The 15,265-nt window shown below is 60.1% G+C and carries 13 protein-coding genes and 1 pseudogene; 6 read left to right on the plus strand and 8 right to left on the minus strand.

Annotated elements, in window-relative coordinates; all coding sequences use genetic code 11:
• Positions 1-2: 2 nt before the first annotated feature.
• Positions 3-440 (minus strand): carboxymuconolactone decarboxylase family protein, encoded by a 438-nt coding sequence (locus PVV54_RS11540; protein WP_274910059.1) that lies wholly within the window; start codon positions 438-440, stop codon positions 3-5.
• A gap of 198 nt (positions 441-638) precedes the next feature.
• On the opposite strand from PVV54_RS11540, the gene PVV54_RS11545 reads away from it, so the two are divergent.
• Positions 639-1,847, plus strand: coding sequence for a CynX/NimT family MFS transporter (locus tag PVV54_RS11545; RefSeq protein ID WP_274910060.1), 1,209 nt, complete (start codon positions 639-641; stop codon positions 1,845-1,847).
• On the opposite strand, the gene pdxR is transcribed toward PVV54_RS11545, so the two are convergent.
• Both pdxR and PVV54_RS11555 read right to left on the minus strand, forming a co-directional pair.
• Positions 1,840-3,273, minus strand: coding sequence for a MocR-like pyridoxine biosynthesis transcription factor PdxR (pdxR, locus tag PVV54_RS11550; protein ID WP_274910061.1), 1,434 nt, complete (start codon positions 3,271-3,273; stop codon positions 1,840-1,842). The genes PVV54_RS11545 and pdxR overlap by 8 nt on opposite strands.
• Before the next feature lie 69 nt (positions 3,274-3,342).
• Positions 3,343-3,681, minus strand: coding sequence for a hypothetical protein (locus PVV54_RS11555; RefSeq protein ID WP_274910062.1), 339 nt, complete (start codon positions 3,679-3,681; stop codon positions 3,343-3,345).
• A 307-nt stretch (positions 3,682-3,988) separates the two neighbouring features.
• Between PVV54_RS11555 and PVV54_RS11560 the strand changes: the two genes are divergently transcribed.
• The gene (locus tag PVV54_RS11560) at positions 3,989-4,360 is read left to right on the plus strand and encodes a hypothetical protein (protein WP_274910063.1); all 372 of its coding nucleotides are present in this window, start codon (positions 3,989-3,991) and stop codon (positions 4,358-4,360) included.
• Positions 4,361-4,476: 116 nt separating this feature from the next.
• Here the strand turns inward: PVV54_RS11560 and PVV54_RS11565 are convergent, their stop codons facing one another.
• Both PVV54_RS11565 and PVV54_RS11570 read right to left on the minus strand, forming a co-directional pair.
• Positions 4,477-4,794, minus strand: a complete 318-nt coding sequence (locus tag PVV54_RS11565) for a DUF2388 domain-containing protein (RefSeq protein ID WP_274910064.1) — start codon at positions 4,792-4,794, stop codon at positions 4,477-4,479.
• Positions 4,795-4,842: 48 nt separating this feature from the next.
• Positions 4,843-5,397: a GNAT family N-acetyltransferase gene (locus tag PVV54_RS11570; protein WP_274910065.1), complete on the minus strand. Its 555-nt coding sequence runs from the start codon at positions 5,395-5,397 to the stop codon at positions 4,843-4,845.
• 265 nt (positions 5,398-5,662) lie between these two features.
• Between PVV54_RS11570 and PVV54_RS11575 the strand changes: the two genes are divergently transcribed.
• The 3 genes from PVV54_RS11575 (at position 5,663) to PVV54_RS11585 (ending at position 9,970) form a co-directional block, all read left to right on the plus strand.
• Complete coding sequence (locus PVV54_RS11575; RefSeq protein ID WP_274910066.1) at positions 5,663-7,426, plus strand: hypothetical protein; 1,764 nt, start codon at positions 5,663-5,665, stop codon at positions 7,424-7,426.
• A 133-nt stretch (positions 7,427-7,559) separates the two neighbouring features.
• Positions 7,560-8,213, plus strand: coding sequence for a hypothetical protein (locus PVV54_RS11580; RefSeq protein ID WP_274910067.1), 654 nt, complete (start codon positions 7,560-7,562; stop codon positions 8,211-8,213).
• A 20-nt stretch (positions 8,214-8,233) separates the two neighbouring features.
• Positions 8,234-9,970 carry a hypothetical protein gene (locus tag PVV54_RS11585; protein ID WP_274910068.1) on the plus strand — a complete coding sequence of 579 codons (1,737 nt, stop codon included), beginning with the start codon at positions 8,234-8,236 and terminating at the stop codon, positions 9,968-9,970.
• Positions 9,971-10,018: 48 nt separating this feature from the next.
• Here the strand turns inward: PVV54_RS11585 and PVV54_RS11590 are convergent, their stop codons facing one another.
• The gene (locus PVV54_RS11590; protein ID WP_274910069.1) at positions 10,019-11,023 is read right to left on the minus strand and encodes an ABC transporter substrate-binding protein; all 1,005 of its coding nucleotides are present in this window, start codon (positions 11,021-11,023) and stop codon (positions 10,019-10,021) included.
• Positions 11,024-11,160: 137 nt separating this feature from the next.
• Here PVV54_RS11590 and PVV54_RS11595 point away from each other — a divergent pair, with 137 nt between their 5' ends.
• Positions 11,161-13,101, plus strand: a complete 1,941-nt coding sequence (locus PVV54_RS11595) for a S8 family serine peptidase (protein WP_274910070.1) — start codon at positions 11,161-11,163, stop codon at positions 13,099-13,101.
• Here the strand turns inward: PVV54_RS11595 and PVV54_RS26585 are convergent.
• Both PVV54_RS26585 and PVV54_RS26590 read right to left on the minus strand, forming a co-directional pair.
• Positions 13,098-13,853 carry a methyl-accepting chemotaxis protein gene (locus PVV54_RS26585; protein ID WP_446731461.1) on the minus strand — a complete coding sequence of 252 codons (756 nt, stop codon included), beginning with the start codon at positions 13,851-13,853 and terminating at the stop codon, positions 13,098-13,100. The two genes, PVV54_RS11595 and PVV54_RS26585, sit on opposite strands and share 4 nt — an antisense overlap.
• A 102-nt stretch (positions 13,854-13,955) precedes the next feature.
• Positions 13,956-15,242, minus strand: a pseudogene (locus PVV54_RS26590) (HAMP domain-containing protein); the annotation flags it as partial.
• Between the last annotated feature and the right edge of the window lie 23 nt (positions 15,243-15,265).

Genomic DNA, 15,265 nt, shown 5'->3' on the forward strand with positions numbered 1-15,265 from the left:
TATCAGGCGGGGACCATCGCAAACCCCACGCCGAACCGGTTCCAGGCATTGATGGTGGCAATCGCCAGGGTCAGGTTAACCACCTCTTCAGGTTCGAAATGCGCCTGCAGCGCTTCATACTCCGGCTGCGGTGCGCCACGCTCCGGCAGGCGGGTCAGGCACTCGACCCAGGCCAGCGCGGCGCGTTCGCGCGGGGTGAAATAGCGGGTTTCGTGCCAGACGCTCAAGGTCTGCAAGCGTGCTTCGGTTTCGCCGGCCTGGCGCGCGTCATTGGCGTGCATGTTCACGCAATACGCGCAGCCGTTGATCTGCGAGGCCCGCAGGCGAACCAGCTCCAGCAGCGAATTTTCCAGGCCGCTCTTGGCCAGCGCCTGCTCCAGGCCCACCATCGCCTTGTAGGCTTCAGGCGCGTGCTTGGCCCACTCAATCCGGTTGTGCATGGTGTTCTCCCAGTCCTATGAAGTGAATAAGCGTTACCTTAACGCTGACGGCGACGCGCCCCGATAGCCAATTGTGCACATCCGCAGGAGGCCAATTGCCCCATTCGAGGGGGCACTGGGTTGCATCCAATCTCTTCATTTCAACCTTGACCAATGAGCCAGGATAATGAGCGGGTCTTGCCGTGAGAGAACCGTTACATGTCCGAACAACGTATTTCGCCCAAAGCCCTCGATGCTTTGAACCTGCTGCTAGTGGTGTTGCTGGCGCTGAACTTGCGCCCGATCCTGACCAGCATAGGGCCACTGCTTGAGCCCGTGCGCGCCAGTACCGGGCTGGGCTACCAGCAGGCGGCGCTGCTGACTGCGTTGCCGGTGTTGTGCATGGGGCTGGTGCCGCTGCTGCAGCCGTGGTTGCGCCGCTGGGTCAGTGAACATGGCGGGATGCTTGGCGGGCTGACGGCTATCGGCCTGGCGTGCATCTGGCGGCTGCAACTGGACAGTGCAGGGGCGCTGATTGCCAGCGCCGCAGTGGCCGGGCTCGGCGTGGCGGTGGTGCAGGGCATGATGCCGGGCCTGGTTAACCGCTGGTTCCCCGGGCGCCTGGCCGGGGCCATGGGCATCTATTCGGCTGCATTGATGACCGGTGGTGGCCTGGCGGCGGTGCTTGGGCCGCCTGTCAGCGCGCATTTCAATGCCTGGCAGGCGGGGCTGGGGGTGTGGGTGATACCGGCGATGTTGGCTGTGCTGGCCTGGGCGGTGCTGCGCCCGCGTGACGCGGCAACGAGTTTGGGCGGGACTGCGGGCGGGCACTGGTTCGGGACGCGTCGTGCATGGCTGCTGGCCGTGTATTTTGGCCTGATCAATGGCGGCTACACGAGCATGGTTGCCTGGCTGCCAGCCTATCACCTGGAGCATGGCGGCACGGCTCAGGGCGGGGGCAACCTGATCGGCTTGATGACCGTGTTCCAGGTGGCCGGCGCGCTGGGCTTGCCTTTGTTGCTACGCCGCTGGCCGGATCGACGGCCGGGTTTGTGGTTGGCCCTCGTCATCCAGTTGGCAGGGTTTGTGGGGTTGCTGACGATGCCTACGTTGGCCATGGGCCTTTGGGTTGCAATGATAGGTTTCGGGCTGGGGGCGTGTTTCAGCCTGAGCCTGACGCTGACCCTGGAACACCTGAAAACCCCCGGTGAGGCCGGTAGCCTGGCGGCATTCGTGCAGGGGATCGGGTTTATCATCACCGGCATCGTGCCCTACATCACCGGGTGGCTGCGCGATGTGAGCGGCGACTTCCAGGCGTCGTGGGTACTGTTGACGATTACCGTGGTCGCGATGTTGCTGGTCACGGCCTGTTTTGCACCACAGGGCTACCAGGCCGCCATGGCCCGGCCAACGCCGGCCTTCAACTAAGGCGTTGCAGGGTATCGCGGACCCGGTCCAGCGCCGGGTCGATATCCAGCAACTCGATGGCGCCAAAGCCCAGCAAAAGCCCCGGCCGTACCGGTGCCTCGCTGAAAAACGGTGCCAGTGAATACAGGCCGACTTCCACCTTGCGTGCAAGGTGGGTGAGCAGTTCCACATCCACTTCAGGCTGCGCCAGCGCGCTCAGGTGGAAACCGGCGTTGGCCGGGATGGCCTGAAGCCAAGGTGCCAAGTCATCGTTCAGCCGGTTGAGGATGCGCTCGCGCCTGGTGCTGTAGATGTCGTGGCAGCGGCGAATGTGTCTGTTCAGGTGGCCTTCGCCCATAAACCGTGCCAACGCCCATTGCAGCAGGGTGGGGCTGTGCCAGTCGCTCAAATGTTTGGCCACGCAGGCTGCCTCCAGCACAGCGGGTGGCAGCACCGCGTAGCCCAGGCGAAGTTCCGGCAGCAGGGTTTTCGAGAACGTCCCGACGTACGCCACCAGCCCCCACTGGTCGAGCCGTTGAAGGGCGTCTGCCGCCTGGCCCTGGTAACGAAACTCGCAATCATAGTCGTCTTCGATGATCAGTGCGCCCAGCTCGCAGGCCCTGGCCAGCAAAGCCTGCCTGCGTTGCGCCGACATCGGCATGCCAAGGGGGAACTGGTGCGAGGGGGTGGTATAGATCAGCCGGGTGCCGTCGGCGATTTGCTCCACACACATGCCTTGGTCATCGACCGGCACCGACTGCAGGCGCGCGCCCAAAGCCTCGAAAAGCTGGCGCGCAGGGGGGTAGCCGGGGTCTTCCATGGCCACTGGGCAACCGGGCTCGATCAGCACCCGGGCAATCAGGTCCAGCGCCTGTTGCGCGCCGTTGCACACCAGCACTTGTGCCGGGCTGCAATGTACACCCCGGGCATACGCGATGTGGTGGGCGATGGCTTCACGCAGTTCGGGCAGGCCCTGGGCCGAAAAATGCCGTTCGGGATGCTGCTGGCTGCGACGCAACGCATAGTTCAGGCAGCTGCGCCACTGGTCGAACGGGAATTGTGACTTGATCGAGGCGCCGCCAACGAAGTCATAGCGCGAGGCAGGTTGCCGTGTGCGCTTGGCCAGCACCGTGGCGCGTTGTTGCCAGCGCTCCAGAGAGGGCGCCGCAGCCAGGGTCACCGCCTGGTTTGCATGCGGATGGGCACGTTGCTGTGGGGTAATGAAGGTGCCGCGGCCCACCACGCCACTTAGCAGGTTTTCGTAAGTGAGGCGCGAGTAGGCTTCGGCGACGGTCTTGCGCGACACGCCCAGTTGTTCGGCCAGCAGGCGGGTTGGCGGCAGTTGCGTACCGGCGGCCAGATGGCCACTGTCGATGCCGGCGCGCAACTGCTGGTAAAGCTGATCGGCCAACCCTTTGCGGCCGTCGAGGCGAATGTGCAGTTCCATGGTGCTGTCCGGAGCAGAAGAGTGGTCAGGATAGCGGAACTTTGCCATGCGCAGCGCACGGCCATGCGCCTAGATGCGTGCCGTGCTTATCGTGATGTACCCCTTGTCGTGCACGGCGATGCGGATCACGGTTTCGTCCACCGATGCCTTGCGCTTTTGCCTGATCAACACGCCGTCCACCGCGACGGCCCGCATGCGGTGCCCGATGGCGCGGCCACAAGGGTCAAAGAACACTTCGCTGGCGAGCAACTCGATGCGCTCCACCAACTGCCGTGTGCGTTCGTCCGTGGCGCAGAAAAACAACACCCCGGACAGGTGCGGGTCGTCGTCGGGGTTGCTGATGTCATGAACCAACAGTTCGCGCAGGGTGCTGCGTAATTCGGCAGTGGTGCTGGTGTGTGTCTGCATGCTCAACCTCCTCTGAATCACGAGTACCGAATCATGTTTTCAGTGGAAGGGCACTACAAGTAAGGCGTTTCCGACTCGTGTTGTAGGAAGTTTCCGAAAACTACGAGTGGATGCCCCTCGACTGTGAATGCAGCGAGCTGAGCCTGAGAAGCGTAGGGCGCCCGGCATACTGACGAACGTGGCAAGCGCCAGATCGACCATCAAGCTACGCTCACTATTCGGAAACATTTTGCAATATGAGCGCAAAGGCAGCTTGGCCGCTGAGTGGTCTTGCGGCTTGCCGCTCAAAGCCGGACGGAGTGTCATCATGCTCAGGAAATACGTGTTGGCGGTGGCTATTGGTGCTTGGGTATTGGCATCAGCTACGGGGGTGTCGAGCCCCTTCGGTTGCTCTGTTGCCTATGCAAAAGACGGTGGCGGTGGCCACGGGGGTGGCAGTGGTGGTGGAGGCGGCCACGGTGGCGGCAATGGTGGCGGGGGGGACATGGTGGTGGCAGTGGCGGTCACGGTGGTGGTAGCGGCGGCGGCCATGGAGGTAGCGGCAGTGGGCACAGTGGCGATGCCGGTACAGGCAGTGGTGGCAGTGGTCGAAACGGAGCCGATGACGGGGCCGACCACGAGGCCAATCACGAGGCAGGTGAAGCCCACGGTGTTGGGCATGGCGCGGATGACGGCGTAAACCATGATGTGGGTGATGATCACGGCGGTGATCGCACCTGAAGCTCAAAAAGCCTTTGCATGATCAGACGCCGCCGAGGCCTGGCAAGTGTAGGCACCTGCCAGGCCTTGAGCGTGTTAATGGTCCGCGATCGGGTCGTCCTGAGACAGGATTGCCCTGGCCAGCTCTTCGTCACTGGCCGCAAGGCCCGGGTGTTCCTTGCGAACCTGTTCTAGCGCCGATTCCACGTAGGCGCCGCGGATTGCACCACCGCTGGCGACGAACGCCGAGAGTTCGTCGCGGGCAGGGATGATGCGTTTGTCATCCTTGAACGTCGAATACAGCGAAGCGGAAATACCCGCCGAGGTGGCGACGTCGCCCGCATCGACGCGGGCCAGTGCAGCACTGGCAGGCAGCAGGAGCAGCAGCGCGGGAGCGAGGAGTAGGTGGCGCATGTCGTGTTCTCCAGTAACGTGATGCACAGGGAATTGACCACTCAGTGATTAAGAGGCCGTTGACGGGGCGGTAGTTCCCTGAGGCATGCAACTGGCAGGCTGGCGCCGGTAGAACGGCCTTGGAGTGCTGGGGTCCAGCTCGGTGAGCCGGCTACCGGCCCGTACAAAGCCTGCGCGTTCGGCCAGGCGCTGGCTGGCCAAGTTGTCGATATCGGTGGTTAGCCATACCGGCCCGCCGATCGCGTCCAGCAAGCAGGTCAGTGCTTCGCGCATCAGGCCTTGGCCGCAGTACATCTGATTGACCCAATAACCGACTTCATGCTCGCCCTCATCTGGGCGCAGCCCAATACAGCCAATGACTACGTCACTGTCGGCCTGCAATACGAAAAAGCGCTTTTCGCTGGTGGGTTCAGAGAACTCCCTGGCGGCCTTTTGCAAGCTCTCGCGCACCTCATCGGCTGCCCAGTCAGGTTTTGTCCAGGAGAGGAAGGGGTGGTGAAGGGCATAGCTGTCGACCAGGGCCTGATGCACGGGCAGGGCGAGCATCGGGTCGGCGCGAACCAGGTGTGTACGGGGCGTGTGCAAAGCGAGCGGGTATGTCATTGGGGCCATCCTGGCTGAGCGTTTATGGCCATAGTGCCGGGTTTGAGGGGCCGTTGCACTGCCTGCATTGTCAGGTGAGTGGTCGGCTGGGTTTCCAAATTGGAACGTTTTGAACCGCGCGCTAAAAAACACCCGTTACGAACACTGAACGGGCCGCTGCCGTGGCATGAACCCTTGTGCGTTTGTATTGATGGGCAGTGTGCCTGTTCAGCCGCCCCCTCGGGGCCCGACAGTCAGTCGTGCCCGATTGAAAAAGGTGATTGAAATGGGTGAAGTAGTTTCTTACGTCAGCAAAAACATACTGCTGGATAATGAGATTGACGAGCAGGTGGCGGCGCTGATTTCCGCAAAGGAAGTCAAGCTGCCAGACATTAAGTCGCCACTGATTGGCACATACGTCAAGAAAATCGAGGGTACTTACAATACGGCGATGGCCAAGTCGGACACGGACCACGCGATCGAATTGTTGTACATCGCGTACAACACGACCCCTCAGGAACACGGTGCCATCCGCGTCAAGATTGCCGACATCATGAGTAATCTGATCAAGGCTCAGCAAGAGAGTGAGTCTGCCGTCAAGGATGCCATGCGTGTCGCCAAGACCATCGGCGATAAGCTGAAGACATACATGCCTGACTGGATGGATGTGAAAGAAGGTAATGATGCAGCGGAGATCAAGGGGTATGTCACTGAAGACCTGCTGAAACTGGCGAAAGATGTCGCCAGCGCTGCAACGGGCGTCAAGACAAAACTGATGACCATTGCGGCACGCTACGACCAGATTCTTGCCGACATCGTGGAAGCGACGGCCAACAGCGAGATCGCGATGAGTGATGCCATCAAGGCGAACGAAGCGATCAAGCAGGAAATTGTTGAAACCAAAGCGCGCGCCAAACAGCTGGACTCTCTGGTCAAAGACTTGCAAGCGCAGGTCGCCCGCTTTGACAAGCTGGCAGCCGATTATGGCAAACAGGCGAAAAGCGCAGAAAAAAAGGCGTTCATCGGCTCGTTGATCGGCGGGATCACCGGTGTCATTTCCAGTGTAATACCTGTTGCCGGCATGATCGCAGGCCCGATCGGGTCGGCGGTGTCCGCGGGCTCCCAAGGTAAACCTGTGGCCAATAGCGGTGCGGGTAGCACTGACCCCAACATCGCAGTGCAAAAGTCCGAAATAGAGGGGAAACGCAACGCCCAGCAAGCAGTTGTGACCGAGAGCAAGAACGCGGTCGAACAGCTGGCAAAGGAGCTGGAGAACCCAACCAGTGAAGCTCACAAGAATGGCCTGACCGATAGCTTGCAGAAGGCGCAGACCAGGTTGAGTGAGGAACAAGCCAAGCTGGGCAGCCTGGATGAGCAACTGGGTGCCCTGATACGAAACGTACAGGCGGCGGCCGGTGAGATCACGGCAGACCAGAAGCAACAGGCCAAGTCGTTGCGAGATCTTGAGGCCCAGATGCTCGAGAACGTAGAAAAGTACGAGAATGCCCGTCGTGAACAGGCCGCGGAGCTGATCGCGATCACCGTTTTGCTGGACGGCAAACAGACCAAACAGCAGACCATCGAACTGGCGGTACGCTCTCTCAATGTCAGCGTCTCTGCACTGAAACGTACCAAGGAAATTGTCGAGGAAATTGCCTTCTTCTTCAAATCGTTCGCTGACTTCATGCAAGTCATTATCGATGAGGCCACGGTGCGTGTAGGACATTATGAAGAGGCCGCTGGCAAAGAGACACTGCGTAAAAATTATCTAAATGGGTTGGTAGAAAGTACAGACCGCTTCTTCGTTACCCAGGCCGCGCAGTGGATGGCGGTAAACGTGGTGGCTGACCAGTTTGTGCAGGTGTTCAACAATGGCTGGAGCAAGTTGAACAAACTCTCGGGCAAGTATATCCAGGGGCATGAGCTCGAGGCTTATCTCGAGCAGGCCTCCAACCAACTTAAAATGATTGCCGCCAAGCGCGAGTCGACGGCCAATCAGCGGATTACATCGCTGCAAAACTACCGTGAAGAAGTGAAACAGCAAGCGTAAAACTGGCGGTGAAGGCGGCAGAACTACCCAAACGGGTAGTTCTGTTTTACAAGACTGCGCGCTACCACTCCATGTGGGGTGCGACGGAACCTTTTGCAGTATTCAATTTTGCGGCGGGTAGAGTGAGTGGTGTATGTCAACTACAAAGCAGTGGGGGCAGTCATTGTTGCTGGCTGCCGGGTGCACGATGAGTGCACCGGTGATAGCGAACGTGGGCAAGGAACTCCCCTTTACACTGGAGCCGAGCAACCCGGGGCTTTCATACGAAATGCGCTATTGCGCCGGACGCCTGGATGAACTGGAAAACCTCCTGGAAGCCCGGGTATTGCAGCTGGATTATGAGATTTTGAGCAGGAGGGATTACCTCGCGCAGCATAAGAAAAACACGCAGGAGACGCTGGACGGCACGTTGAGTCTGGGCGAGGAGACAGTGAAAAATTTTTACGCCGCAGCGGTGGAGCGCAATCGTCAAACATTGCGCGACATTGAGAAGGAACTGGCAGCGATGTCTGAAAAAGATGCGCTTTTGGCAGAAATAAAACAGTTCGAGGGGGATTACGGGCGCCAGGTGACGGACGTACTGGGCCAGTTCGATGATTTCACCTTTGAATGGGAGAACTGCTTTCTGGAGGGCGCAGGCCAGGACAGCTGCATGAAAGAAACGCTGCCGATACTTGAGTCTGCGCTGCAGGCAGGAAAGAAAGTGCTTGACCTTAATCTTAATAAGGTAAAGTTGCTTTCGCATAACGAGCGCTTACAGCCAACTGATGCGTGTCGTGAATTGTGAGTTTCAGAGAGGTGAGTGCAATGCGTGCAGCAGAAAATGTTTTGGATTTGGATGAGGTGATTGAAACGCAGATAAAAATACTGTGTGAGGCGCCAACGTTGAAACTCCCAAGCGCGGATTCGCCCTTGGTCAGCAGTTTCGTGAAAAAAATCGAAGGCAGTTATGACGTGGGCTACATTCGGCAGGATACAGAGCACGTGGTCGATTTACTGTCCATCGCTCACGCCGGCACGCCCGAAAAGTATGCATCCATCAGGCGCACTGTTCAAGAAATTATAAATATGATGCTGGATGCTCAGCAGGCCGGTGAGCGCTCGGTTAACTATGCAATTAAAGTGGCTGATACAGTAGGCGAAAAGCTCAATGAGGTACTGCCTGCATGGTTGAATGCAAAGAAAGGAGGGGGGGAACAGGTTAAACAGTTTGTGACTGGCGAGTTGCGAACGTTGGCGCAGTATATTGTCCAGGTTGCATCCAACGTCCAGCGCAAGCTGGGAGACCTGGTTAAAGACTATGACCGCATCGTCGAGGTGTTGGGAACTACGGTGGCCAGGCAAGAGAGCTGGTTGGGTAACGAAATCAGGTCAAGCCGCGAGTTGATGGAGGAAATCAACGCTGCCGAGGCCCGCAGCCAGAGCCTGCAATCCATGATAATGGCGTTAGAGCGGCAGATTCGAGACTTTGAAAAAAAGGCGGCTGAGTTTGGCAAGCAAGCGGATGATGCAGAGAGCAGGTCGTTCTGGCAAAAACTGGTTAAGACAATCAGTCAGGTATTAACGGCCGTGCTCCCCACCCAGGCACTTTTTGGCGCGGGCGCTTCAGGTTCTCAGATTGCAACCGGCGGTGCGGGCACTTCGAACATGTTGGGTAATCCAAATGTCTCGCCGCAAAAGCTGATGGAAAAAAACGAACTTGAGAGCCGCATACAAGGGCAGCAGCAAACGCTCGACCAACGTCAGGGGGAGGTTGCCGATTTGCAAACCCGGCTGGCAGCCAGCCAGATTGAACGAGAACGCCAGACCCTGGAAGCAAGCCTGGCTCAGGCGCAAGTCGATGCGCGCAAAGCGCAAACCGAACTGAACACGTCGAAGCAGCAACTGGAAAAGATGCAGCAGGCGCTTGAAACGGCTGCCAGCAACAGGAAAACCAAGGAACTGACTTTGCGTCAAATGCAACGCAAGATGTTGGATGCTGCGGCCAATTATGAGGACGTCAGGTGCCGACAAACGGACGAGCTGAGAGCCATCAGCCGATTGCTGGCGGGTAAGCGCACTGAGCATCAACAGGCTGAACTTACGGTGCGTTGCCTGAACGTCGGCGTTGCCGCGCTTAAACGCTGCAAGGAAATCGCGCTGTCAATTGCATACCTGTATCAGTCGTTCGCTGCGTTCATGGAACTTGTCATCAGTGAAGCCGAACTGCAGGTGCAAGCCTATGACCATGCGGCTAGCACACCCACCATTCGATCGAATTCTCTCAAAGGGCTGATCCGCATGAGCGACCATTTTCTGGTCACGCAAGCGGCAGAATGGCTGGCGGTGCAGAGTGTTTCAAACACGAGTGCTGGTGTGTTGAGCGAAAGCTGGGTCAAACTGAACGCCATGAACAGTGGGCATTTGGCGGGTGAAAAACTGACGGCCTTCCTGAAACAAGCCTCGGCTAAGTTGCAGCAGATTGCCGATGAGCGAGAGGCGCACTTCAAGCACCGCCGTGAGCTGGTGAACGGTTACATTGATGCGCTTGATAAAGGGGCATGACGTGCCTGTACGCATCGGTCATGCCCATTGGGGGAGGCTCAACAGGTTTCAGTGTTTTGCTTCAACTCTGGCCGCAACTTGCGCGGGCACCCAGGCCTTCCACACCTCGGGGTGATCGCGCACAAAGGCCTGCGCGGCCTTTTCGGGAGCCAAGCGTTGTTTATTCATTTGGGCCAGTGTCTGGTTCAGCAACTCAATTGGCAAGTCCACGTTGTTGAACATCGCCACAAGGTCGGGGTAGGTCTCATGAAAGGCTCTGGATACGCCGATAGACAATTTGGCCCGCAGTGATTCGCTGCCCCGGGGGGCTGGGTTGCTCGCGTCAGTCAGCGTCGCCCACGCCTGGGCATCGAATGCCGGCTCCTGCAAGCGGACCAGCTTGTGGCGCCCCATCAGCGGCGTGGGGCTCCAGTAGTAGAACAGCACCGGTTTACCCCGTCGGATGGCCGAATCAATCTCGGCATCCAGAGCAGCACCGGTGCCACTGCGAAAGTTGTTGTACAGGCCTTCGAGCCCATAGGCCTTGAGCTTTTGGCTGTTGACGATCTCGGACGTCCAGCCACTGGGGCTGTTGAGAAAGCGGCCTTTACCAGGCGCCTCAGGGTCGTTGAACACGCTGGGGTAACGTTTCAGGTCATCGACGGTTTTCAGGTCGGGTGCCAGCGGCTTGATGCCGCGCTCGGGGTCGCCCTCGATGACGTAGGCGGGTACCCACCAGCCCTCGTTGGCGTTTTTCACCGTATCGCCCAAGGCATACACCTGGCCCGCCTGCTCGGCTTTGACCCACGCCGGGCTGCGACCGGCCCATTCTTCGGCAATCACCTGGATGTCATTGCGCGCCAAGGCCATCTCCAGGCTGACGGTGCTGCCGGGTAGGGTATCGGTGGTGTAGCCATAACCACGCTCCACGATCAGGCGCAGGATTTCAGTGGTCAACGCCCCGCTTTCCCAGGTGAGGGCGCCGAAGTGGATAGGCGCGCGCTCCTGGCCGTTGGCGCTGACCAGGCCCACGGCAAGCAACACGCCGGCCAGTAACGTCGAGATGCTCTTCATCAACTACCCCACACATTGCCACATTGAGGATCGGCCAAGTGTAGACGACCGCAACCGGCCAGCAGGAACGGCTTCTGTCTGATGCCTTGGGTGAGGGTTTGCAAGGCTCACGGGCTTCACACCAAGGGCTCTTGAAGATGAAGTTCGATCTGGATTTTGTGTACTACCGAAACTTCACATTTGACGGAAGTTTCCATATCCGTTGCATCGGTGACGACCTGGGCAAGGTCAAGTCCATCCGTTACCTGCTGGAGCGTAAAGCGCCGGACGGTGCAATTGAGCACCTCGATGGCCTGACCGTGCCGTCACAGGCGGGCAGTGGCAAGGTCGTGAACCATGGCTGCCCCGCATCATTGTCTTGCGAGGCGCAAGCGGGTACTTACCTGATTACACCGCATGTCACATTCGTTGAAAGTGCGGTGCTAGCCATGGACCTGGAGGGCGATGAGCACGCCATTTTGCGCAAGGGGCCCTACACCCTTGAGGTCAAGGAGGGGGAGCTGAAACGGAGTATGCTGCAGGCCCTGCCAGTGGCTCAGGCGCCATCGCGGCGCAGGCGGGCGCTGCAATCGATGCACGCCAATGCATTCCCTTATCGACCCGAAGGGTACCCTTACCCCGCACTTATCGTGGTGTTCGAGCATGATGGCTTCGCCCGGTTCATGGCTGACCTGGACCGCGCATCAGGTTCATCGCTGGCGCGCTACTGGCCAGACCTTGCCACGGTCATTACCGCCCGACCCTTCCTTGACCCCGAGGAGCGCGATGACCCGGGACTGCAGGTGCTCGCCAATCATTACTGGATCGAGCAGCCACCCAGCATGCTCAACGATACCTTTGTTGCCCTGATCCAGACGCTCGAGGCGCTCGACTATGTAAAGGAGACAGCCCTGCTGCCGCCGCCGCTCGAACCGGGCAATCTGCTCGCGGCGGGCGCTGCAGCCGTTATTGCCACGTTGATCACCGGCGTGGCCTGGGTCGCTGGCACCAACGCCTACGAAGACGCCCAGCCAACGCCGGACTTCGAGGCACTGCAACGTTATCTGGAGGAGCCAGGCAGCAAGGACAAAGGGCTGAACATTCGCAAGGCCTGGGAAGCAGGGGCTACCGGCAGAGGGGTGCGCGTGCACTTTTCCGATGCCGGCCTGCACGCCAGCCATGAAGACCTGCGAGCCAACCCGAAACTGAAGGTTATCCCGCCTGCGGTGAACAGCGACAAGGAGCATGGCACGGCATCGGTGGGCATTTTGCTGGCACGTGACAACGGTTTCGGCATGACCGGCATCTGCCATGGGGCCGAACTGTACGTGTACGACAACCGGGCCACCGATGCCCAGGGTTTTTCCCAGACGCTGAAAAAGCTGCTGGCTTACGTCAGGCCTGGCGATATCGTGGCGGTGAACCGGCAGACAGCCAACTTCAATGTGCTGGGCACATACCTGCCATCGTTGCATGACCACGCCTGGTGGGAGGCTACCAAGGCCCTGACAGAACGTGGAGCCGTGGTGCTGAATGCCGCTTGCAACGGTACCTGGCAAAGCGACCCAAACATGGGCACCACCAAGGGATACGGTGTGGACCTGTCGCAGGTCGCCTTTTTCAACGAGCACGGAGATGTCAATGCCATCCTGGTGGGTGCCAGCCATTCGTGGGATGGCATGCCCCACCAATACTCAAACTACAACTATCGCCACCGCATGCTCAATGCCTGGGGTGACAGCGTTGCAACCACAGGGTACGGCGCGCTGCAGGAAAAGGACGGCCACGACCGCGACTACACCGACAGTTTTGGCGGTACCTCCAGCGCCACACCGCTGGTAACCGGCGCGTTGGCGCTGATCCAGTCCTACGCCATCGAGCAGCATCACCTGTACTTGAATGCTGACCAGATGCACCTGCTGGTGATGAAGTCAGGCTACAAGGATGCCACCCTGCCCGACACTGACCGCTTGCCGATGGGCGCCCGGCCAAATGTGCTGGGCGCCCTGGTGCTGCTGGACCAGATTCTTCAGGCTGGCCGTTTCCACCTTCCGGACGACGGCTACTGCGTTGACGATGACTGCACCGCTAAAGGTTAGACCCGGAACTGGTCCATCAAGGCCTGTTGCTGGTTGGCCAGGCTGTTCAGGGATTGGCTGACCCGCGCCGATTCGTTTGCCTGCCCCGAGAGCGATTCGGTGACATCACGGATGGTGGCAACGTTGCTGTTGATCTCTTCGGCCACCGCGCTCTGTTCCTCGGCGGCCGAGGCGATCTGCAGGTTCATGTCGGTGATCACGCTCACTGCCTGGCCGATGCGCTGCAGCGCCGTGACCGCTTGACCAACCTGTTCGACACCGCCCTGGGCCTGGCGGTGGCTGTTGTCCATGGCACCGACCACTTCGCGGGTACCGGTTTGCAGCGCTTCGATCACCTGACGGGTTTCTTCCACCGATTCCTGGGTACGTTGTGCCAGGTTGCGCACTTCGTCCGCCACCACGGCAAAGCCGCGGCCTGCTTCACCGGCACGGGCTGCCTCGATGGCGGCGTTCAGGGCCAGTAGGTTGGTCTGCTCGGCAATTGAACGGATCACTTCAAGCACCGAACCGATCTTCTCGCTGTTTTGCGCAAGGCCTTGGACCTCGGCCATGGCCTGGCTCATGTCGGCGGCCAGGGTATCGATGCTGCGGGTGGTGCGGTCGATCACCGCCAGGCCTTCACGGGTAGCCTGGTCGGCTTCGCGTGCGGCCTGGGCTGCCTGGGCGGCGCTGCGGGCGACGTCCTGGGCCGTGGCGCTCATTTCGTGGGACGCGGTGGCCACCTGGTCAACCTGGCGGTACTGCTGCTCCATGCCCGCACTGGTTTCGCTGGCAATGGCCGAAGACTGGTCGGCCGTGCCGCGGGCCGCCTGTACCGAGCGTTTGACCTCGGCAATGGTTGGCTGCAGCTTGTCCAGGAAGCGGTTGAACCAGCCGGCCAGCTCGCCCAGTTCGTCACGTTTGTCGTAGGTCAGGCGCCGGGTCAGGTCGCCTTCGCCACTGGCAATGTCCTTAAGCATGGCGGCCACCCCGAGGATCGGCCGGGTGACGCCACGGGCCATCAGCCACACCAGCAGCAGGCCGACGATGGCGGCGACCACGCCCAGGGCCAGTTGCAGCAGGGTGCCGCTGGTGTTCAGGGTGTCCATTTCCTGCTTCAAGGCTTCGGCCGGGCCGGTGAGTGCGTTTTCAGGCACATCCAGCAGCACGCCCCAGTGCTGGGCCCCCGGGATCGGCTGGAACGCGGCGAGCACTTTCAGGTGTTGCTGGTCGTGGTGAACGGTCAACTGGCCCGCGGCCAGCTTGCGCACCAGCTCGGCCCCCAGGCTCGGGTCGACCTGGCTCAGGCGCTGGGCCAGCTTGCCGGCGTCGGCGCTGTAGCCGGCCAGCAAGCCTGCCGGGCTGAGAATGCCGACCGTGGTGCGGCCTTCGTACAGGCTGCGGCTTGCATCCTGGCTAAGGGCCTGCAAGCTGTTGAGGTTGATGTCGATGGACAGGGTGGCGATGACCTTGCCGTCGACAGCCAGCGGGAAGACGATGCTGGTCATCAGCACGCGCTGGCCGTCGATGTCATAGAAGTAGGGCTCGACCACGCACACGTTGCCGCTGCTGCGCGGGCACACCCACCAGGTGTTGGCGGGCTGGCCGCTGGGGCCGATCGCGGTGTTGGCCATGTCGCTTTCGGGTAGCGCCATGGCGGTCAGCTGACCGGCACGCGGTTGCGACCAGTAAAGGGCGAAGCGGCCGGTTTCGTTGCTGCCCAGTTCCGGCTGGTTGGCGAACAGGCTGTCCTTGTTGTCCAGGGCGTTGGGCTCGAACACCAGCGACAGGCCCAGCAGCTCGGGGTTGGCCTGTAACGCGGCGCGTACCTGGCGGGTCATGTCCTCACGCAGGTCGAAGGCATCCAGAAAGCGCTTTTCGGCCTGCTCGCGCAGGAACAGCACCTGGCGGGCGAAACCCGCGCCGTACTGATAGGCATCCATGAACTGACGGCGAATGTTCAGCGCTTGCACTTCGCCCTGCGACTCGATGCGCGCCTGCGCCGCGTCACCAAGCATCTGCATGCTCTTGGCTTTTACCAGTTCCGAGCTGTGGCCCATGCGGTAAAGCGAGAGGCCGACGAGGAGGGTGACGATGGTGGCCAGGCACAGGCCGGCAAGCAGGGTGATTTTCCACTGGATGGAAAGTTGTCGCAGAGGCATGGGATGAATCCCTTGTAATTGGA

The sequence above is a fragment of the Pseudomonas sp. PSKL.D1 genome, from assembly GCF_028898945.1.
In the GTDB taxonomy this organism is placed as follows: domain Bacteria; phylum Pseudomonadota; class Gammaproteobacteria; order Pseudomonadales; family Pseudomonadaceae; genus Aquipseudomonas.